The organism is Bradyrhizobium sp. UFLA05-112, assembly GCF_053572325.1.
On record NZ_JBANBK010000073.1, the window covers coordinates 25,713 to 44,450 of the forward strand.

Annotated in this window: 21 protein-coding genes; 4 read left to right on the forward strand and 17 right to left on the reverse strand. The window is 65.2% G+C overall.

Going from position 1 to position 18,738, the window contains the following annotated elements; genetic code table 11:
* Positions 1-121 precede the first annotated feature (121 nt).
* From SO180_RS32020 to SO180_RS32030, 3 genes are all read right to left on the reverse strand, one after another.
* Positions 122-976 (reverse strand): TIGR01459 family HAD-type hydrolase, encoded by an 855-nt coding sequence (locus tag SO180_RS32020; protein WP_449382815.1) that lies wholly within the window; start codon positions 974-976, stop codon positions 122-124.
* A gap of 15 nt (positions 977-991) precedes the next feature.
* Positions 992-2,425, reverse strand: a complete 1,434-nt coding sequence (locus SO180_RS32025; RefSeq protein ID WP_449382816.1) for an EAL domain-containing protein — start codon at positions 2,423-2,425, stop codon at positions 992-994.
* A gap of 142 nt (positions 2,426-2,567) precedes the next feature.
* Positions 2,568-4,124, reverse strand: a complete 1,557-nt coding sequence (locus tag SO180_RS32030; RefSeq protein WP_449382834.1) for a winged helix-turn-helix domain-containing tetratricopeptide repeat protein — start codon at positions 4,122-4,124, stop codon at positions 2,568-2,570.
* A 114-nt stretch (positions 4,125-4,238) separates the two neighbouring features.
* Here SO180_RS32030 and SO180_RS32035 point away from each other — a divergent pair, with 114 nt between their 5' ends.
* On the forward strand, positions 4,239-5,081 hold the full coding sequence (locus SO180_RS32035; protein ID WP_449382817.1) for a class I SAM-dependent methyltransferase: 843 nt from the start codon (positions 4,239-4,241) through the stop codon (positions 5,079-5,081).
* A gap of 50 nt (positions 5,082-5,131) precedes the next feature.
* On the opposite strand, the gene SO180_RS32040 is transcribed toward SO180_RS32035, so the two are convergent.
* From SO180_RS32040 to uvrC, 7 genes are all read right to left on the reverse strand, one after another.
* On the reverse strand, positions 5,132-6,262 hold the full coding sequence (locus SO180_RS32040; RefSeq protein ID WP_449382835.1) for a YihY/virulence factor BrkB family protein: 1,131 nt from the start codon (positions 6,260-6,262) through the stop codon (positions 5,132-5,134).
* Entirely contained in the window at positions 6,262-6,846 is a 585-nt protein-coding gene (locus SO180_RS32045; protein WP_449382818.1) for a phage holin family protein, read from the reverse strand. The genes SO180_RS32040 and SO180_RS32045 overlap by 1 nt, the downstream gene beginning before the upstream one ends.
* 86 nt (positions 6,847-6,932) lie before the next feature.
* A complete protein-coding gene (gene prmB / locus SO180_RS32050; protein ID WP_449382819.1) occupies positions 6,933-7,892 on the reverse strand; it encodes a 50S ribosomal protein L3 N(5)-glutamine methyltransferase in 960 nt (319 codons plus the stop codon).
* Complete coding sequence (locus SO180_RS32055) at positions 7,892-8,359, reverse strand: molybdenum cofactor biosynthesis protein MoaE (RefSeq protein ID WP_449382820.1); 468 nt, start codon at positions 8,357-8,359, stop codon at positions 7,892-7,894. The genes prmB and SO180_RS32055 overlap by 1 nt, the downstream gene beginning before the upstream one ends.
* Positions 8,360-8,469: 110 nt before the next feature.
* Positions 8,470-8,721, reverse strand: coding sequence for a molybdopterin converting factor subunit 1 (moaD, locus tag SO180_RS32060; protein ID WP_449382821.1), 252 nt, complete (start codon positions 8,719-8,721; stop codon positions 8,470-8,472).
* Positions 8,718-9,335 (reverse strand): CDP-diacylglycerol--glycerol-3-phosphate 3-phosphatidyltransferase, encoded by a 618-nt coding sequence (gene pgsA / locus SO180_RS32065; RefSeq protein WP_449382822.1) that lies wholly within the window; start codon positions 9,333-9,335, stop codon positions 8,718-8,720. Before pgsA ends, moaD begins: the two co-directional genes overlap by 4 nt.
* A gap of 95 nt (positions 9,336-9,430) precedes the next feature.
* Positions 9,431-11,494 carry an excinuclease ABC subunit UvrC gene (uvrC, locus tag SO180_RS32070; RefSeq protein WP_449382823.1) on the reverse strand — a complete coding sequence of 688 codons (2,064 nt, stop codon included), beginning with the start codon at positions 11,492-11,494 and terminating at the stop codon, positions 9,431-9,433.
* Positions 11,495-11,749: 255 nt separating this feature from the next.
* On the opposite strand from uvrC, the gene SO180_RS32075 reads away from it, so the two are divergent.
* Positions 11,750-12,373 carry an outer membrane protein gene (locus SO180_RS32075; protein WP_449382824.1) on the forward strand — a complete coding sequence of 208 codons (624 nt, stop codon included), beginning with the start codon at positions 11,750-11,752 and terminating at the stop codon, positions 12,371-12,373.
* Between the two features lie 72 nt (positions 12,374-12,445).
* Here SO180_RS32075 and SO180_RS32080 read toward each other — a convergent pair whose 3' ends face one another.
* The 4 genes from SO180_RS32080 to SO180_RS32095 form a co-directional block, all read right to left on the reverse strand.
* Positions 12,446-12,661, reverse strand: coding sequence for a cold-shock protein (locus SO180_RS32080; RefSeq protein WP_027523068.1), 216 nt, complete (start codon positions 12,659-12,661; stop codon positions 12,446-12,448).
* Between the two features lie 251 nt (positions 12,662-12,912).
* Positions 12,913-13,773, reverse strand: coding sequence for a 23S rRNA (adenine(2030)-N(6))-methyltransferase RlmJ (locus tag SO180_RS32085; protein ID WP_449382825.1), 861 nt, complete (start codon positions 13,771-13,773; stop codon positions 12,913-12,915).
* 97 nt (positions 13,774-13,870) lie between these two features.
* Positions 13,871-14,563 carry a ribonuclease T2 family protein gene (locus tag SO180_RS32090; RefSeq protein ID WP_449382826.1) on the reverse strand — a complete coding sequence of 231 codons (693 nt, stop codon included), beginning with the start codon at positions 14,561-14,563 and terminating at the stop codon, positions 13,871-13,873.
* A 105-nt stretch (positions 14,564-14,668) separates the two neighbouring features.
* Positions 14,669-15,136, reverse strand: coding sequence for a hypothetical protein (locus SO180_RS32095; protein ID WP_449382827.1), 468 nt, complete (start codon positions 15,134-15,136; stop codon positions 14,669-14,671).
* A gap of 181 nt (positions 15,137-15,317) precedes the next feature.
* Between SO180_RS32095 and SO180_RS32100 the strand changes: the two genes are divergently transcribed.
* Together SO180_RS32100 and SO180_RS32105 are read left to right on the forward strand one after the other, a co-directional pair.
* Positions 15,318-15,611, forward strand: coding sequence for a hypothetical protein (locus SO180_RS32100; RefSeq protein WP_449382828.1), 294 nt, complete (start codon positions 15,318-15,320; stop codon positions 15,609-15,611).
* A gap of 37 nt (positions 15,612-15,648) precedes the next feature.
* Positions 15,649-16,185: a DUF3617 domain-containing protein gene (locus tag SO180_RS32105; protein WP_449382829.1), complete on the forward strand. Its 537-nt coding sequence runs from the start codon at positions 15,649-15,651 to the stop codon at positions 16,183-16,185.
* Positions 16,186-16,283: 98 nt separating this feature from the next.
* Here SO180_RS32105 and SO180_RS32110 read toward each other — a convergent pair whose 3' ends face one another.
* From SO180_RS32110 to SO180_RS32120, 3 genes are all read right to left on the reverse strand, one after another.
* A complete protein-coding gene (locus SO180_RS32110) occupies positions 16,284-17,672 on the reverse strand; it encodes an ATP-binding protein (RefSeq protein WP_449382830.1) in 1,389 nt (462 codons plus the stop codon).
* A gap of 21 nt (positions 17,673-17,693) precedes the next feature.
* On the reverse strand, positions 17,694-18,422 hold the full coding sequence (locus tag SO180_RS32115) for a response regulator (RefSeq protein ID WP_254098411.1): 729 nt from the start codon (positions 18,420-18,422) through the stop codon (positions 17,694-17,696).
* A partial coding sequence (locus tag SO180_RS32120) for a MarR family winged helix-turn-helix transcriptional regulator (protein ID WP_449382831.1) occupies positions 18,419-18,738 on the reverse strand: 320 nt, incomplete at its 5' end. The genes SO180_RS32120 and SO180_RS32115, both read right to left, overlap by 4 nt.

Below are 18,738 nucleotides of genomic sequence, written 5' to 3' on the forward strand. Positions count from 1 at the left end.
CCCGGGCTCGCCCGGGCCTTTGCTTTGGGCACCGTCATTCCGGGGCGATGCGTAGCATCGAGCCCGGAATCTCGAGATTCCGGGTTCGCCCTTCAGGCGCCCCGGAATGACGGTCATGCATTTACCACTTCAATTCGCGCATCAGCGCCTTCGGCGGATGGCCAAACAGCTCCAGCACCGATGCCGGATCGAGCTGGTCGAGGCCCTCGAACTCCTCGGAATGGATACCGCGGGTGACGAACAGGCAGTCGATGCCGAACTCGCGCGCGCCCGTCAAGTCGGTGCGCACGGAATCGCCGATCGCCAAGACCTTCTTGCGATCGATCTGGTGGCCCTGGCGCTCGCCGGCGAGCGCCATCGCGCGCTCGTAGATCGGCCGGTGCGGCTTGCCGTAGAAGATCACCTCGCCGCCGAGTTCGCGGTAGAGCTCGGCGATGGCGCCGGCGCAATAGATCAGCCGGTCGCCGCGCTCGACGACAATATCGGGGTTGGCGCAGACCAGCACGAGCTTGCGCTCGCGCGCCTTCAGCATCATGCCCCGATAATCCTCCGCCGACTCGGTCTCGTCATCATAGAGGCCGGTGCAGACGATGTAGTCGGCGTCCTCCAGTGGCGCGAGCACCGCGTCGAGCCCGCGATGGATCGAGCTGTCGCGCTCGGGGCCAAGCCAGAACAATTTTCGACCGGGATGATCGGCGACATAGAGCCGCGTCAGATCGCCCGAGGAGACGATGGCGTCATAGGTCTCGTCGGCAACGCCGAGCTTGCGCAACTGTCGCTGCACCGAATCCGCTGGTCGAGGCGCGTTGGTGATCAGGACGACCGTACCGCCCTGCTGCCGGAAATTGTGCAGCGCCTCGCAGGCTTCGGGAAAGGACTCGAGCCCATTATGGACCACGCCCCAGATGTCGCTGAGGACGACGTCAACGCCCACGACGAGCTCGCGAAGGCTCTCGACGAAATGCAGCGTGGTCATGACGCGGACGGCCGGTCAGATGCGGCGCGCGAGCGCGGCATTACCGGTGATGCGCTGTGACGGCGGCACGGAAGCCGGTTCGCCTGAGCTGGACAGGGCGGAGCCATTGGATACCTGTTGCTGCGCCTGGTCCGGCGCGGCTCCGGCGGTAGCAGATGCACCTTCCGGCCGCAATGGCCGGGGCGGCGCGAACAGGAAACCCTGGCCGAACCGCACATCATAGTCGAGCAAGTCAACCACCGCGCGCTCGCCCTCGATCCGCTCGGCGATGAGGTCGATGCCGAAGCGGCCGAGCAGGTCGGAGAGGTCGGACGGATGGATGTCCGAGGTCGAGGCCTGCTTGGGATCGAGCAGCAGCGCGGCCGGCACCTTGATGAAGCGCACGCCGCGGTCGGCGAGCTCGCGCGGCTCGATGCGCAGGTCAGTAACGTGGTCGATCGAGAAGCGGAAGCCGCGCTGGGCGAGCGCTGCCAGGTTCTCGGTCTCGGCGGGGCCGAGGTTGCGGAACGTCGACTGCTTGAACTCGAGCACCAGCGAGGGCGCGAGCGTCCGGTTGGCTTCGAGGAAGTCGAGGCATTGCGCAAAGGTGGTGGAATTGCCGAGCGTGGAGGCGGCGACGTTGCAGAACACGCCGACGTCCTTGTTGCGCACCATCAGCCGGCGCAGCACCTGCACACAGCGCAGCATCACCATGTTGTCGATGCGCCCGATGAGCCCCGAGGCTTCCGCGATGCTGATGAACTCCTCGGCGGCGATGAGCTGGTCGCGCTCGTCGCGCACCCGCGTCACCGCCTCGTAGAAGCGGACCTTGCGCTGCGGCAGCGTCACCATCGGCTGGAGGAAAATGTCGATGCGGTTCTCGTCGATCGCGCTGCGCAGCGTCGCGAGCAGTTGCGTCTGGTTGCGGGCGGTGGCGGGCGCGACGGGCGCGCTCGGCGGTGCCGGTGGAACCGGCCGCGGCGCGGCTGGCCGAGGTTCGGGAGCAGCCAACAACTCATGCGCGGCAGTTTCGGTTTCCGGCTGCGTGGCGGAAGCGGGCAAGGCCGTCGCCAGCAGGTCCTCATGCGTCGCCACGGTGGCGGCAAGCTGCTTGACCAGGCCGCCGAGCTCGCTGATCTCGCCGACCACCGACTGGACGCGGTCCGCGTTGGTGGAATTGGCGGACGCGACGCGTCCCTCGACCGCTGCGAGCCGGCGGCCGAATTCGGCGACCTGACGGGCGAGATCGGCGGTGCCGCGCGACAGATCGGCGATCTGGCCGCCGACGTCGCTGCGGTCGCGCAGCCGCATCGAGACCGCGTTGTACAGGATCAGGAAGGTCAGCGCGGTCAGCGCCACGATCGCGGACTCAGTTCCGCTGATGCCGGCCACCGAATGCAGGACGAGGCCGAGCGAGGCTGCGACCAGCACCATACAGATGGCGATGAAGATCGTCGAAATGCGAATCATGCCGCGCGCTACGCCCTCAAGTGCTGACTGCCCCACCCGGGAAAACACGGGCACGTCCCTGGCACGCTCTTGTTAAACGCCCCCCAAGCGAGAGTGACCTTAGCATCATTGTTGATTCGCGGGGATAGGCCGTGGTCGCGCTCTAGGTGAGACCGGCGCGGCGAAAGCCTTCCAGGTAGCGGTCGCGGTCGGTCGCGAGCTGGATCGGCATGAACTCGGCGATCCAGGCGAGCGAGACGTTCGGCTGGGCCCTGCGCAGCTCCTGCAGTGCGGAGCGGGCAAGGTCGGCGTGCCCGGCCATGCCGGCCGCCGAGGTCAGCACCCTGTGCGCGCCGACGAAGTCGCTGCGCTGTCGCAAGGCCTCATGCGCGAGCCGGATCGCCTCCTCATAATCGCCGCCGAGGAAGCGGGCATAGGCCTCGATGCCGAAATAGACCGGCGCATAGGGATCGCGCGGGCTGAGGCGGATGGCGCGGCGGGCCGCCTCGTCGGCATCCTGCCAGCGACCGCAATAGCTGAGCGCCAGCCCGTAATAGCCCTGCGCCAGCGCGAAGCTCGGATTAAGCCGCAACGCGGTTTCGAATTCGGCGAGCGAATCCTCGAAACGTCGTGCAAACAGATGGACGTGACCGAGCGCGTTGTGCGCCCAGGGATCCTCGTCGTCGGCCCGGATCGCGACGAGTGCGGCGCGCTCGGCGATCGGCATCGCGGCGGCCATGTCCATCCAGCCCATATGGGCCGTGAACATGTAGCTGGTTCCGAGCAGGCCCAGCGCCTTGCCATAGTTCGGGTCGAGCGCGATGGCCTTCTCCAGCAGGGCCTGCGCGAGCACGTGGTCCTGCCGCGTCACGCGCCAGTAGTGCGAGAGTGCGCGCATCAGCAGGTCCCACGCATCCATGCTGTCGGGTGGTTTGTGCTGGGTGCGAAAATTCTCCGCCGCGTAGAGCTGCGGCTCGATCGCGGCGACGATGGCTTCCGTGATCTCGTCCTGCACCGCGAACACGTCGGCGAGCTCGCGATCGTAGCGTTCCGCCCAGAGATGGCTGCCGGTCGCGACGTCGTTGAGCTGCGCAGTGATGCGCACGCGGTCGCCGCCCTTGCGCACGCTCCCTTCGACGACGTAGCGGACGCCAAGCTCGTCCGCGACCTGCCGAAGGTGAACCGTCCGGCCCTTGTAAATGAAGGAGGAGTTACGCGCGATCACGAAGAACCAGCGCAGCTTCGACAGCGCCGTGATGATGTCCTCGCTGATGCCGTCGGAAAAATACTCCTGCTCGGCATCGCCGCTCATATTGGTGAACGGCAGCACGGCGATTGCCGGCCGGTCTGGCAGCGGCTGGGCGGATGGCTGCTTCCGCCCGGCTGGCGCCGCCGAAGCGTCAGCCTTGCTCGTTTCGACGACGTCACCGACGAAGCGCACGCCCTTGCGCGCCACGGTGCGGATCAGCCGTTGCTCCTCGCCGGTGTCGTTGATCGCGCGCCGTGCCGCGTTGATGCGGCTCGCGAGCGTGGAGTCCGAGACAACGCGCCCGTTCCACACCGCATCGAGCAGATTGTCGCGCGTCACCACGCGGTCGCGGTTGCGGATCAGATGGATCAGGAGATCGAACACCTGCGGCTCGAGCGCGACGAGGCTGTCCGCGCGCCGCAACTCCCGGCGCTCGGGATCCAGCGAAAAAACCTCGAACTGGAACGCCACGCCCGGCTCCCGCTCAGAAATCAAGGCGCTCTCAACGTAAAATAACGGCACTCTCAAAGCCAGTCACGGGTCTGCGCTCTATCGTCCCGGCATCTTCAACCGGAGGAAATTGCCATGTCGACAGCCGCAGCACTCAGCAAGCCCGCCGCCGCCCAGCCGGACCTCGCCGCGCTCAAGCAGCGCCAGCACGGCGCCTGGTCGTCCGGCGACTATGCCGTCGTTGGCACCACCTTGCAGATCGTCGGCGAGCAGCTCTGCGAGGCGCTCGACCTGCGCGCCGGCAGCAAGGTGCTCGACGTTGCCGCCGGCAACGGCAACGCGACGCTTGCCGCCGCCCGCCGCTGGTGCGATGTCACCTCGACCGATTACGTGCCGGCGCTGCTCGAGCGCGGCCGCGAGCGCGCGGCGGCCGAGCGGCTGACCGTTACATTCGGTGAGGCGGACGCCGAGGCGCTGCCGTTCGCAGATGCCTCGTTCGACGCGGTGCTTTCGACCTTCGGCGTCATGTTCACGCCCAATCAGGACAAGGCGGCTTCCGAGCTTGCGCGAGTGTGCCGGCCAGGCGGCAAGATCGGGCTCGCCAACTGGACGCCGCAGGGTTTTATCGGGCAGCTCTTCAAGACGCTCGGCAAGCACCTGCCGCCGCCGGCCGGGGTGAAATCGCCGGCGCTGTGGGGCACGAAGGCCCGGCTCGAAGAGATGTTCGGCGGCCAAGCCTCGGAGATCGTCGCCGAGCCGCGAATGTTCGTGTTCCGCTACCGTTCGCCCGAGCACTGGCTCGACGTTTTCAAGTCGTTCTATGGGCCCATGCTGAAGGCATTCGCCGCGCTCGACGACAACGGCCAGGCGGCACTGCGCCGCGATCTCCTGGGCCTCGTCGGTGAGTTCAACCACGCCGCTGACGGCACGGTGGTCGTGCACAGCGAATATCTGGAAGCGGTGATTACGAAGCGCTAAGCGCGGAAAAGATTTGATCGGGCCGGAGCACATCCGGCCTGATCACGCGACTAGGATGGCGCGGCTGCGCCGACCGTATCGGCCGAGACGGCTTCCCGGCTGCCGAGCGGCTTGGGCTTGCCCGTCGTCGTATCCCGCAAGGTCTGCCGCTCGATCTCCGAGTTCAGCTCGGCCCCGAACATGATGACGATGGCGGACATCCACATCCACATCATCAACCCGATCGCGGCTCCCAGCGAGCCGTAGGTGGCGTTGTAATTGGCGAATTCCGAGAGATACCAGGAGAGCAGCGCCGAGCCGGCGATCCACAGGACGGATGCCGTCACCGCGCCGATGCTGAGCCATTCCCAGCGCGCGGCGTCGCGGCTGGGCGCGAAGCGGTAGAGGATGGCAAGCGCCACCAGCAGGATGACGAACAGCAGCGGCCATCGCGCCATCGCGACGATCAGCTTGCTCTCCGGAGCGAGGCCGAGATGGTTCAGCGCGAGCGGGAAGGCGACCACGGCGCCGACCATCAGCAGGAGCGCGGCAATGCTGCCGACCGTGAAAGCCAGCGACACCAGATTGAGCCGGATGAAGCTGCGCTTCTCGCGTTCCTCATAGGCGACGTTGAGCGCGTCGATGATGGATTTGACGCCGGCATTGGCGCTCCAGATCGCGAGCACGAGGCCGAACAGGAAGGTGGCGCCAAGCGCCGTGTTACCCTTCGATACCACCCGTCCGATCTGGTCTTCGATGATCTGGAATGTGCCTTCGGGCAACATCATCGCGAGGGTCTGGAGGTTGGCGCTGATCGTCGAGGGGTTGGCGAACAGCCCATAGAAGGAGACGAATGCGGTAACGGCGGGAAAAATGGCAAGCAGTCCGAAGAAGACCACGCCGCCTGCGGTTGCGAGCAAGCGATCCTCGTCGATGCGTTGGTAGGTGCGCCAGAGGATGTCCTTCCAGCCGGCAACGGGGATCCCAAACGGGCTTTCGGACCGGCGGCCATGGCCGCCCTGCAAAGCGGCGCGAGCGGGATGGGTTTCGGGTGAGTTGCCTTCTGCATTGCGGCGGTCATCGAGATCTGCGGATCGCGGCGAGACGTAGCCCTGAAAGTACCGTTCCGCCGTCAGCACCAATACCGTCGTGGCGGCGACAAGCAGCCAGTCGTCGAGCTGCTGGGAGCGCCGCGGCAGCATCATGCGTCCAATCGATGGCTGCGGCGCCTCCGGCGCGCCGCGGTCACCAACAGCCCGATGGCTGCGAGCATCAGGCCGAGCTGCACCGGGCGGTTGCCGCGGGCTGGCGAACCGCCGTTGCGATGGCCCTTTTCGCCCGGCGCGAGTGGCACCAGTGGGATCGTGGTCGCGACCTCCTTCATGGCCTCCTTGACCGTTCCGCGCGGAATCCGGGGCGTGGCAATCGCAACCCGCAGCCGGCTTGCAAGCGGCACCACCGTTTTGGGCCGGCGCTTGACCTGGGCCATTGCGACGCCGGCACAGACCGCCGCCAGCACCAGGAGCACGACGCCGACGGCGCCGAAGGCCCAGAACATTCCGAATGTAAGCTCGACCCAGCGGAACAGCGCCATCAGCCCGACGAAGAAGGCGGCGATGACGAACAGGCCAGCGACGGCGAAGAGGCCGGCGGCGACCGCATAGGACGTCGCCTTGCCGGTGGCCTGACTGGTTCGGTCGCGTAAATACGACCGGGTGGCGCGCTTGAGGTGGTTGAGCTTGAGCGCCATTCCGGCGCGCAGCAATTCGCCCGATGGCGCAAGCATGCGAAACATCCTCCAGCGGCCGCGGCTGATAGCTTTGTTGGTGGATGAACGTGGAGGCGTTTGACTTGTTCCGGCAACCGCTCGCGTCAGCCGAGATCGGCGGCCGCGATCCAGAACACCTCGCCCTCGGAGTCTTCGGTGTCGAGCCAGAGCAGCGGCAGTTCGGGGAACGCCTCATCGATCCGCTCGCGGCCGCGGCCGATCTCGCATAGCAATCCACCCTCGGGCGTGAGGTAGCGAGGTGCGTCGTGCAGGATGCGGCGCACGACGTCGAGCCCGTCGGCGCCGCCATCGAAGGCGAGCTTCGGCTCGGCGCGGCATTCCGGCGGCAGTGACGCCATCCCTTCTGCGTCGACGTAAGGCGGGTTGGAGATGATCAGGTCGTAGCGCGCGTTGCCGAGCGGCGCGAACAGGTCGCCGCGATGGAGTGTGACGCGGTCTTCGAGACCGTAGTCGGCGACATTGCGCGCGGCAACCTCGATCGCCCCTTTGGAGATGTCGACGGCATCGACTTGCGCATTCGGGAAGTGCTGCGCAGCGAGGATCGCAAGGCAGCCGGAGCCCGTGCAGAGATCGAGCACGCGCTCCACAGCGACCGGGTCGTCGATCAGCGAGCCGACCTCGCCGTCACCGCCGAGATGCGAATCCAGGAGCTCCCCAATGAAGGAGCGCGGCACGATCACGCGCTCGTCGACGTAGAAGGGCAGGCCGCGCATGTAGATCTTGTTGACGAGATAGGCGGCCGGCTTGCGCGTGCTGACGCGCGTGTCGATCAACGCAAGGATGGACTTGCCCTCGGCCGCGGTAACGCGGGCATTGGCGAAGATCTCGAACTGCTCGGGATTGAGGTGCAGTGCCTCGCAAACCAGGAAAGCGGCTTCCGCCACCGGATCCGTCGTGCCATGCGCGAAGGCGAGCTTGGTTTCGACGAAGCGGCTCACCGCATAGCGGACGAAATCGAGCAGCGTCAGGAGCTCGCCGGCGCCGACCTTCGCAAGCTTTGGTGCGGCGCGGCCGCGCGTGGTCTTCTTGGATGCTTTTGCCATCAGGATTTGGTCCAGCGTGCGGCGGCCTGATCGTCGCGGGTATTGGCCTCGACCCAGCCGGTGCCGGTTGCGCTTTCTTCCTTCTTCCAGAACGGCGCGCTGGTTTTCAGGTAATCCATCAAAAACTCGGCCGCCTGGAATGCCGCCTGGCGATGCTGCGAGGCAGTCACCACCAGCACGATGTTTGCGCCGGGCGTGATCCGGCCGACGCGATGGATCACGGTGACGCCGTCGAGCGGCCAGCGCGCAATGGCCTCGTCGACGTGGCGCTTGATCTCCTCTTCCGCCATGCCCGGATAATGTTCCAGCGTCAGCGCCGAAATCTTCGCGCTGTCCTCGTCACCGCGACAGATGCCGGAGAAGCTCACGACCGCACCGATGTCGGTGCGACCGTTCGTCAGCGCGGCGATCTCGCGCGCGACGTCGAAATCGTCTTGCTGGATGCGGATGGTGACGGGGCCGGTCATGCTTGCAGCGTCGAAGGCGTCAAACCTCTCCCATGGGGAGAGGCCGCGAAGGCGCGGGTGATAGGAAGAGGTGAACCGAGTTCGTGCGCGAGCTGTCTCAACGACGCCACCTAGCCGCCGGTCATCGGCGGGAAGAACGCGATCTCGCGGGCGCCGGCGATCACAGCGTTCGGCTTGACGTGGGCGTGGTCGATCGCGGCGCGAATCACTTTCGGCTTCTCGAACGCGTAGGCATAGGCTTCGCTCCGGCCGGAGAGCCAGGCGATCAGCTCCTCGATCGTGCGCACGCTGGGCGGCGGCTCGATCGTCTCCTCCGCCTTGCCGATGCGCTCGCGCACCCAGGCGAAATACTTCACCTTCATCCCTCATCCTCCTTGATGAGGTGATGAATACCGGCACGGAAATAATCGTAACCGGTGTACATGGTGAGCAGCGCCGACGCCCACAGCAGGAGCAGGCCGATCTGGGTCACCACCGGCACCACCTGGTCGCCGGCCTCGCCCGCAAGCAGGAAGCCGATCGCAACGAGCTGAACCGTCGTCTTCCATTTGGCGAGCTTGGTTACGGGCACGCTGACGCGCAGCGCCGCCAGATATTCGCGCAGGCCCGACACCAGGATCTCGCGGCACAGGATCACGATGGCGGCCCACAGCGACCAGCCATGGATGATGCCGTCGGCCGCCAGCATCAGAAGGCACGAGGCGACCAGGAGCTTGTCGGCGATCGGGTCGAGCATCCGGCCGAAGGCTGACTGCTGGTTCCAGATCCGCGCGTAATAGCCGTCGAGGTAATCTGTCACCCCTGCCGCGATGAAGATGGCAACCGCTACCCAGCGCAGCCACAGCGGCCCGTCCATGATCGACTGGGCGTAGATGCAGCCCACCACCACCGGGATCGCGGCGATCCGGGCGTAGGTCAGGATGTTCGGAAGGGACATCGAGCTCTTGGTGGCCCCCCGTGTCGTGGCGATGTTCATTCGTTCTACCAATACCGCTGCCGCATCAAGGTCAATCGTCCCTGCCTCAATGAGGTGCAGAGACGACGACCATATGACTGCTGGTCCCCTTTAGTTCACCCCGGCTGGGGATGGAAATACTCGAAAATCTTGCGGGCGCTTTCCGCGCTCACCCCCGGAACCTTGCCGAGATCGGCGATCGACGCCCGCTCGATCTCCTTCAGGGTTCCGAAATGATGCAGCAAGGCACGTTTGCGTGACGGGCCGATGCCCGGGATCTCCTGCAGACCCGCCTCGCGGATGTCCTTCTTGCGCAGCTTGCGGTGCGAGCCGATCACGAAGCGGTGGGCCTCGTCCCGCAACCTCTGAATGAAATAGAGCACGGGATCGCGCGGCTCGAGCTTGATCGCCTCGCGGTCCGGCATGAACAGAGTCTCGCGGCCGGCATCGCGGTCCGGCCCCTTGGCAACCGACATCAGTGATACCTGGGTGAGCCCGAGGCCCTCGAAGATCTCGCTGACAGCGTTGAGCTGGCCGCGGCCACCGTCGATGATCACGAGGTCGGGCCATTGCGGGAAGTCGTCGTCCTTGACCTTCGCGGTTTCGTCGGGCGGGCTGAGCAGCCGCTTGAAGCGGCGCTGCAGGACTTCCCGCATCATCGCATAGTCGTCGCCGGGGGTGAGCCCTTCCGACTTGATATTGAACTTGCGGTACTGGTTCTTCACGAAGCCGTCGGGCCCCGCGACGATCATGGCGCCGACCGCATTGGTGCCCTGGATATGGCTGTTGTCGTAGACCTCGATGCGTTTGGGCGGATGGGGCAGGGTAAGGGTCGCGGCCATCGCCTCGAGCAGGCGGCCCTGCGTCGCCGTGTCGGCGAGCTTCCGCCCCAGCGCTTCCCGCGCATTGGTCAGCGCGTGGGTGACGAGCTCCTTCTTCTCGCCGCGCTTCGGCATCGAGACTTCGACCTTGTGGCCGGCCTTGATCGATAGCGCGTTGGCAAGCAGCTCGCTTTCCTCGATCTCATGCGAGAGCAGGATGACCTTCGGCGGTGGCTTGTCGTCGTAGAACTGGGCGAGGAACGAGCCCAGCACCTCCTCCGGCGTGAACGTCTTCTCCGCGCGCGGGAAATAGGCCCGGTTGCCCCAGTTCTGCCCGGTGCGGAAGAAGAACACCTCGACGCAGGAGAAACCGCCCTCCTGGTGGATCGCGAACACGTCGGCTTCTTCCACGGTGCGCGGATTGATGCCCTGCTGCGACTGGATCGCCGATAGTGCGGCGAGACGGTCGCGATAGAGTGCGGCACGCTCGAATTCGAGCTCGCCCGAGGCCTTCTCCATCTCGCCCGCAAGCTCCTGCTTCACCGCGTGGCTCTTGCCGGAGAGGAAGTCCGTCGCTTCCCGCACCAGCGTCGCATAGCCCGGGAAGTCGATCTCGCGGGTGCAGGGGCCGGCGCAGCGGCGGATCTGGTGCAACAGGCAGGGCCGGCTGCGGCTTTCGAAAAACGAATCGGTGCAGGAGCGGATCAGGAACGCGCGCTGCAGCGCGGTGATGGTGCGGTTGACGGCGCCGGCCGAGGCGAACGGGCCGAAATAGCGCCCGGGCCGGGTCTGTGCGCCGCGGTGCTTGAGGATCTGCGGCGCCCAATGATCGCCGGTGATCAGGATATAGGGAAACGACTTGTCGTCGCGCAATTGCACGTTGAAGCGCGGCCGGAGCTGCTTGATGAGGTTGGCCTCGAGCAGCAGCGCCTCGGTTTCGGTCGTGGTCGAGACGATCTCGACCGAGACCGTCGCCGCGATCATGCGCAAAATGCGCGCCGGCTGCGGCGCACCGATGCGCGCGTAGTTGGACAGGCGCTTTTTGACGTTCTTGGCCTTGCCGACATAGAGCACGTCGTTGTTCGCATTGAGCATGCGATAGACGCCCGCCGAGGTGGGGGCGAGACGCACCGCGCGCTCGATCGCATCATGTCCGGTCGCAAGCGGTCCTTCGCCGACCGCGCCGGTCTCTTCCAGGATGTCCGGCAGCCGCGCCTCATCCTCGTCGTCGCCGCCGGTCGTCGCGGGATCGACGTCGGGCGCGGCCTGCTCCTGCGGCGGGACGTCGTCCGGCGCTGCGCTGCGCCGCACCTTGCGCGCGCGTGCAGTGTCCGGGGTGTCGGAGGAATCGTGATCCATGATGCGAATTTAGGCGCTGGGAGAGCCGATTTGAAGTTTCACCGGGCCTGGCCGAAGCGGACCGCGAGCGGTGTTCCCGGTAACGCTTCCTTAAGACTGCTAAGCGGGCGGTAACCGCGCTTAACAACCCTTTAACTTAAAACTCTCGATAAATCCTACGCGAAAAGTTCGTGGTTCCGTAACCATGCGGTCTTGCCTTGCGCAGCGGCGCTGGCCGACCGCGATGGCCTTGCGGCAGTTGCGTTGGAGAGTGTGATGAAGAGGCTCGTTATGGGCGCTGCGGCTCTGGTTGCCGCGGGCTGGAGCGCTTCGGCAGAGGCCGCCGATCTCAATTACGGGCAGCGTGCACCCTATACCGTCAACCAGCCGCTCAATGCCTATAGCTGGGCTGGTCCCTATCTCGGCGCCAATCTCGGCTATGAATGGGGCTCGGTGAGCAACAATCCCGCGAAGCCGGCCGGCTTCGTCGGCGGCATCCAGGCCGGCTACAATTTTCAGAACGGCCCGTGGGTGTTCGGCGTGGAAGGTGATATCCAGGCGACCGGTGCCGACGATACGTTCGCGCCATGGAAGTTCTCCAATCCCTGGTTCGGCACCGTACGCGGTCGCGCCGGCTACGCCTTCAACAACATCCTTTTTTACGGCACCGCCGGTCTTGCCTTCGGCGAGTTGCGCGCGGAAACTTTTGGCTGGACGGAATCGCATACCACGGTGGGCTGGACCGCAGGTGTCGGCGCCGAGTTCGGCATCGCGCAGAACTGGAGCGCCAAGATCGAATATCTCTTCCTCGATCTGTCCTCGAGCCAGTTCGCGATCACCGGCGTGTCGAACGGCTATAGCGCCAGCGTGGTGCGCGCGGGCGTGAACTATCACTTCTGATAGCTGAAGAAGAAAATACCGGACCTAAAACTCCCGGCCTCGCGGCTGGGATTTTTTTGCGCCAGGCTTCGCCTAAGAAAGGATCACCAGGTTGACCGCCTTGGGTCCCTTGCCCTTCTTGTCAGGCTCGACTTCGAAAGTGATACGCTGTCCTTCGGTGAGGTCTTTCAGTCCCGCCCGCTCCACCGCCGTGATGTGAACGAAGACGTCGCGACCGCCATCGTCCGGCTTGATGAAGCCGTAACCGCGCTCGCCGTTGAAAAACTTAACTGTGCCCGTCATGGCCATCGGGACTCCTCCCCCGCATTGCTCCTCCGCCGCGATGCAGACACGCATCTCGGCATGACCGGACCTACGCGCCCGGGAGCTGGCCACCCTTGAGCGGGCTTAATGAGTCCGCCTGGATCCTTCTTAGGCCTTCACTCCGCCGCAACCATTCGCGGAAGCGGAACGTAAAGCCAGTCACGGGGCACAGCATAATACGGTTCTTTGCAGATTGACTACCGTTCATGCATAGTTTTCCCAATAGGTGTACTACTTTAGGGCTTCGGCACCTCCAGGCGGAAACGGGCCGCGCCGCCCTGGCCGAGCGGCTTTTCGAGCTCCGGCAGGATGGTCTTGAGCTCGCCCTGCAGCGTAAAGGGTGGGTTGACGATCAAAAGCCCCGTCGTGGCGAGTGGTGCATCGGTACTTTGCGGTGCGACGCTGAATTCGAGCCGCAGGCATTTTCCTTGAGGTTTGGCTGCGACTGCGGCCTGCGCCACCGCTTGTGCGAGCGCGTCGGTGGCGCGCCTGGATTTGGCGGGATACCAGATCACATAGATGCCGGTCGGCCACTTGGCGAACGCTTCCGAGAAGGCCTCTCCGAGCCGCTCGAACTCGTCCTTGGCCTCAAAGGGAGGGTCGATCAGCACCAGACCGCGTCGCTCCTTCGGCGGTACGAAAGCCGGCAGCGCGACCCAGCCGTCGAGATCGACCACGCGCGCCTGCGTGTCGCGGCGCAGCACATCGATCAGCGCCTTGCGCGCCTTCGGCTCGAGCTCGCAGGCGACGAGGCGATCCTGCGGCCGCAAAAGGCCACGCGCGATCAGCGGTGATCCAGGATAGGCCTTCAGTTCGCCGCGCGGATTGAAGGCGCGGACGATGTCGAGATAGGGCTTTGTGAGTGCAGCAACCTCGTTGGACAGGCGTGCCTGCATGACGCGGGCGATGCCGGTCAGCCACTCGCCGCCGCGCTGCGCCTCGTCGCTTTTGAGATCGTAGAGGCCGGCGCCGGCATGGGTGTCGATGACGCGGAACGCGGCCGGCTTGTCCTGAAGGTAAGTCAGGATGCGCGCGAGCACGATGTGCTTGATGACATCGGCAAAGCTGCCGGCGTGGAAGGCGTGGCGATAGTTCATATCGGACAGTTACGACATCGGGCGGTGAAAGTAACTGCCGTCGCTGCGGGAAGGTGCCTCGCCTGATTCCGCAAAACGAGGATGCAGACCTGCGACTTCAGCCGCCGCGGATCGGCGGCATCGTCACCTGGTCGCGGCGGCAGGCGCGGCGGTCGAGCTCTTCGCAGGAGCGAAATTGCAGGTCCTTGTTGAGGCAGATGCGCACCTCTGACAACCGTGTCCGGTTGCACGTCACCGAAACGGACGAGCTGCTCAGCCCGGGATTGGCCTTGATGAAGGCCTCCTCGACGTCGGTGGGCGCCACGGTCTTGGCCTGCGACAGATCGAGATACTCGGCCGGAATCTTGATGACGGCGCGCGCTTTCCGGACGGTCTCGAAGTAGTTGCGGTCCGACAGGCCCGAGCAGGTGCCGTGCTTGTCCCATTCGTTGAAGATCAGCCCTGGCGCCGGCATCAGGTCGAGCATGGAGGAGACGATGCTGCGGTTCAGGCGGGGCGCCGGGCGCTGACAGTATTCCGGAAAGCCATTCTCATATTGCGGCCACAGCCCGTGCACGACGAAGGCGTAGGGCCGCCCACCGCACTGGATCTGGGAGCGGCCACCGCGCTCGGCCGCTTCCTCGCAGAACGACGGCGACCAGGACAGCGACAGCACGTAGAAATCGAATTCGCCGGGCGCGTTCTGGCGCTTGTCCTGCGCCATTGCGCTGCCTGCGAGCGTAACGAGGCCGGCCGTGAGTACGAGGGAGATCAGGAAACGGGACAGGGAATGCAATCTGGAATAAAACATGGCGACGCCCTTCAACTAGACTGTGCAAGAGAGCCTAGCAGGCAACGAGAACATTTCAAGAACAAAATTGAACGCCGCCCGCTTTGGCGCGACGCTTCACCCGAATCAGGGTTTTGCCGCACGGCAGGAGGGATTGTACGCCCAATTGCGGTCGAGGCCGACCACGCACCATTCGACGCCTTGGCCGAAGCCGGCAAAGCCGCCGTCCTCGAGAATCGAGAAATGCACCTTGCGCACCTTGCCGTCGCTGAGCATGGCATCTCCCGTGCAATAGCGGCGTGGAAGGTTGTCGGACTGCCAAGGCCGGAAGGCGGTCTCGTGGATCCCGGCGAAGCCCGTGATCTTCAACGACGAATTCCAGAACGAGCTTTCTTTTTCCCAGAACTGCGTGGCGATCGTCGGCAGCGCCTTGTCGCAGTCGGCGACCCGGCCGTCATAGCGCGGCCCCTCCAGCCAGAAGTTCAGCTCCAGCGGATTGGCGGCCTTGGCCTCGGTCAGCGACACCGCCCCCAGAATGAGGCCGAATACCGCTGCAAAGCGGAACGATTTCAGAGAGGTGACGAGGTCGCGCATGGGCAATCCAGGAGATATGGCTGCAAGCATCGGACCGTGCCGCGAAGGTGGGGAGAGGTCAAGTGCAGCGCGGCAACACTCGCCAGCGAGTTGCACGCAACGTCGCACCTGGCAGGCCTTCCGTTCTTTTCAGCGCGTCCGCGGCGCCGTAAACTGGCGCAAGCCAAAAGGAGTGACGGGAATGCGAATCATTGCGGCCGCGGGCTTTCTCACCGTTGGAATGCTGGCAAGCGGGTTCGCGCGCGCCGACATCCTGCCGGTACCCCCCTTCAAGGGCAACGACACCGGCGGCATCATCGCCTATTCGATGGCGACCCATGTGGACGCACGTCAGGTCGCGGTCGATCACTGCGCGCGCTATGGCAAGGTGGTGAAATTCCTCGCCGTGCAGGCTTATGAGGGCGGCTACATCTCCTTCTCCTGCCGCTGGGTTCCGTATGGCGCGGCCGAGCAGCCGCTGCGTACGCTGTACTGATCCTTCAGACCGCAAGCTGTGACCGGGAGTTGGGCGCATGACGCGACGGCCTGTTGTTTTCTGCGCTAGCCTCGTCGCGCTCGCGATGTCGGCGACGACGGTTGCGCATGCGGTGGATCTGCCGGTGCGCAAGGCCGGCCTCTGGGAGATGAAGATGCTCCGGTCCGGCGGGCCGATGCCGGAAATGACCATGCAGCATTGCACCGACGAGACTGTCGACAAGGAGATGAGCAACAACGTCTCCCCGATGGCCAAGCAGATCTGCACCAAGCAGGACATCCAGAAGACGGCAACCGGCTATGTCAGCGATTCCGTCTGCAACGTCGCCGGCACCACCACGACCTCCCATGCCGAGATCACCGGCGACTTCAACGCCGCCTACACGGTGAAGAGCACCGCGCACATCCAGGGCGGCGTTGCCGGCGCTGCGGGGCGCGATGCGACCACGACGATCGAGGCCAAATGGCTCGGCCCGTGCAAGGCGGACCAGAAGCCCGGCGACATCGTGATGCCCGGCGGCTTCAAGATGAACGTCAAGGACGCCGCGAAGCTGAAGGATCTGCTGCCGAAGTAGGTTCGAAGCCCGGATGCAGCGAAGCGAAATCCGGGGCCTTCCCATCCGCCGCGCCAGAATCCCGGATTGCGCTTCGCTCCATCCGGGCCGCTTCAGCGCTATACCGGGATCCGCACGCTCGCCCGCAATCCGCCCATCGGGCTGTCGCCGAGCGTGATGTCGCCGCCATGCGAGCGAGCGATGTCGCGTGCGATCGCAAGGCCCAGGCCCGTGCCGCCTTCGTCCTGGTTGCGGGCGTTGTCCAGCCGCAAGAACGGCTTGAACACTTCTTCGCGCAAATGCGTGGGGATGCCGGGCCCGTCGTCGTCGATGGTGACGGTAAGATAGCGGTGATCGCGCTGGCCGGTGATGGCGATCGTCTTGCCGTAGCGTGCCGCGTTGGTGACGAGGTTGGCGAGGCAGCGCTTGAACGAGGCCGGCTTCACCGTCACCACGGGCAGGCCGTTGAACGCGACTGTCGCAGTGTGGCCGTGGCGCTCGGCGTCGCTGCGCAGCTCCTCGAGCGCCTGGGCCATGTCGGTCGGCTGCGACTGCTCGCCGGAATCGCCGCGCGCGAAGGCGAGGTAGTCCTCGAGCATCATCGACATCTCGTCGACGTCCTTGCGCATGCCCTCGATCTCGGGATTGTCGCCGATCAGCGCCAGCTCGAGCTTGAAGCGGGTCAGGATAGTGCGCAGATCGTGGCTGACGCCGGCGAGCATCGCGGTGCGCTGCTCGATCGAGCGCTCGACGCGCGATTTCATTTCTAGAAACGCCATCGCGGCGCGGCGGACTTCGCGCGCGCCACGCGGGCGGAAGTTGGGTGCATCGCGGCCCTTGCCGAAGCTTTCCGCGGCGTCCGCGAGCTTCAGGATCGGCTTGATCTGGTTGCGCAGGAACAAGACTGCGACGATCAGCAGGATCGAGGAAGTGCCGACCATCCAGAACAGGAAGATCTCAGAGTTGGAGGCATAGGCCGCGCTGCGCTGTGCGAACACGCGCATGATGGCGTCATCGAGCTGGATGCGGATCTCAACGACGTTGGAGCGACCGACGGTGTCGATCCAGAATGGGCGTCCGATCTGCCGGCCAAGCTGCACCGAGAGCGTCTGGTCGAGCAGCGAGAAGAACGGCTTCGGTCCGGGCTGCGGCATGTCGCCGGCGGGCAGGAAGTCGACCACCAGGCCAAGGCGCTGCTGCGCGATGCGCTTGATCTGGTCGCGGTCCTTGTCCTGCGGATAGCCCTTGTAGACGTCGATCAGCGCGGCGATGTCCTGCACCACCGCAGCCGACAGGCGCCGCGTCACTGTGTTCCAGTGCCGCTCCATGAACACGAAGGCGACGACCGATTGCAGCACCACCATCGGCACGATCATGATCAGGAGCGCGCGGGCATAGAGGCCGGTCGGCATCCAGCTCTTGAACGCGTTGCCCATCCAGCCATTGGCGGCGGACACGCGGTCTGCGGCGCTCCTCAGCAGCGTCAGGCCGGTATCGATCGTACTCATCGCGTCCGCTTCATCCGCTCTCTACGGCGAGGCCACCAGCCGGTAGCCGATGCCGCGCACCGCCTGGAGAAACAGGGGATTGGCGGGATCGCGCTCGATCTTGCGGCGCAGGCGGTTGATCTGCACGTCGACGGCGCGCTCGTTGACGCTGCCGTTGCCGGTCAGCGCGGCGCGCGGCACCGTCTCGCCCTGGCTGTCGGCGAGGATGCGCAGCATCTCGCGTTCGCGGTCGGTCAGGTGGATGACCTCCTCACCCTGGCGCAATTCGCCGCGATCGAGATGGAAGACGTAAGGACCGAACGCGATCTTCTCGATCGTGGTGACCTGCGGCGGGGCGGTACGCTTGAGAATGTTGTTGATACGCAGCGCAAGCTCGCGCGGCTCGAACGGCTTCGCCACATAGTCGTCGGCGCCGATCTGCAAGCCCTCGATACGGGCTTCCGCCTCGTGACGCGCCGTCAGCATCACGATCGGCACCGAGGAGGACGTCCGAATGAAGCGGGCAAGGTCGAAGCCGGTCTCGCCGGGCATCATGACGTCGAGGATCAACAGATCGAAATGCAGGCCCATGAGCTTGGCGCGGGCATCGCTGGCGCTGGCGGCGGTGGAGACGCGATAGCCTTCGGCGGCGAGAAAGCGCGACAGTAGGTCGCGGATGCGGCGGTCGTCGTCGACGAGGAGGATATGCGGGGCGTCGTCGGCGGGCTCCACCGGCGGACGGGCGAGCGTGGCTGCGAGCGGCACGGTCACTCCTTTGTGGCTTGGTTGACGGTGGCGAAGATCGTCTCGAGCACCTTGTCGGGATCCTCGCGGTCGATCATGGCGCGCAGGAAGCTTTTCACGGTTTCGGCATCCTGCGGGCCGATCTGGGTGAGTGCCCGGTTGATTCGCGTGGTCTGCAGCCCGGCGAGCTTCTGCACCAGCGCCTCGCCCTTTGGTGTCGCATAGAGCAGTCGCTGGCGGCGGTCGTTATCGCCGGTCTTCTGCACGATATAGCCCTCATCGAGCAACTGCTTGAGCACACGCCCGAGCGACTGCTTGGTGATACGCAGGACGTCCAGGAGGT

Excerpts from the sequence above, each read along its gene's own strand:
- SO180_RS32020 (WP_449382815.1), bottom strand. The coding sequence starts at position 976 with ATGACCACGCTGCATTTCGTCGAGAGCCTTCGCGAGCTCGTCGTGGGC.
- SO180_RS32025 (WP_449382816.1), bottom strand. The coding sequence starts at position 2,425 with ATGATTCGCATTTCGACGATCTTCATCGCCATCTGTATGGTGCTGGTC.
- SO180_RS32035 (WP_449382817.1), top strand. The coding sequence starts at position 4,239 with ATGTCGACAGCCGCAGCACTCAGCAAGCCCGCCGCCGCCCAGCCGGAC.
- SO180_RS32040 (WP_449382835.1), bottom strand. The coding sequence starts at position 6,262 with ATGCTGCCGCGGCGCTCCCAGCAGCTCGACGACTGGCTGCTTGTCGCC.
- SO180_RS32045 (WP_449382818.1), bottom strand. The coding sequence starts at position 6,846 with ATGCTTGCGCCATCGGGCGAATTGCTGCGCGCCGGAATGGCGCTCAAG.
- prmB (WP_449382819.1), bottom strand. The coding sequence starts at position 7,892 with ATGGCAAAAGCATCCAAGAAGACCACGCGCGGCCGCGCCGCACCAAAG.
- SO180_RS32055 (WP_449382820.1), bottom strand. The coding sequence starts at position 8,359 with ATGACCGGCCCCGTCACCATCCGCATCCAGCAAGACGATTTCGACGTC.
- moaD (WP_449382821.1), bottom strand. The coding sequence starts at position 8,721 with ATGAAGGTGAAGTATTTCGCCTGGGTGCGCGAGCGCATCGGCAAGGCG.
- pgsA (WP_449382822.1), bottom strand. The coding sequence starts at position 9,335 with ATGAACATCGCCACGACACGGGGGGCCACCAAGAGCTCGATGTCCCTT.
- uvrC (WP_449382823.1), bottom strand. The coding sequence starts at position 11,494 with ATGGATCACGATTCCTCCGACACCCCGGACACTGCACGCGCGCGCAAG.
- SO180_RS32075 (WP_449382824.1), top strand. The coding sequence starts at position 11,750 with ATGAAGAGGCTCGTTATGGGCGCTGCGGCTCTGGTTGCCGCGGGCTGG.
- SO180_RS32080 (WP_027523068.1), bottom strand. The coding sequence starts at position 12,661 with ATGGCCATGACGGGCACAGTTAAGTTTTTCAACGGCGAGCGCGGTTAC.
- SO180_RS32085 (WP_449382825.1), bottom strand. The coding sequence starts at position 13,773 with ATGAACTATCGCCACGCCTTCCACGCCGGCAGCTTTGCCGATGTCATC.
- SO180_RS32090 (WP_449382826.1), bottom strand. The coding sequence starts at position 14,563 with ATGTTTTATTCCAGATTGCATTCCCTGTCCCGTTTCCTGATCTCCCTC.
- SO180_RS32095 (WP_449382827.1), bottom strand. The coding sequence starts at position 15,136 with ATGCGCGACCTCGTCACCTCTCTGAAATCGTTCCGCTTTGCAGCGGTA.
- SO180_RS32100 (WP_449382828.1), top strand. The coding sequence starts at position 15,318 with ATGCGAATCATTGCGGCCGCGGGCTTTCTCACCGTTGGAATGCTGGCA.
- SO180_RS32105 (WP_449382829.1), top strand. The coding sequence starts at position 15,649 with ATGACGCGACGGCCTGTTGTTTTCTGCGCTAGCCTCGTCGCGCTCGCG.
- SO180_RS32110 (WP_449382830.1), bottom strand. The coding sequence starts at position 17,672 with ATGAGTACGATCGATACCGGCCTGACGCTGCTGAGGAGCGCCGCAGAC.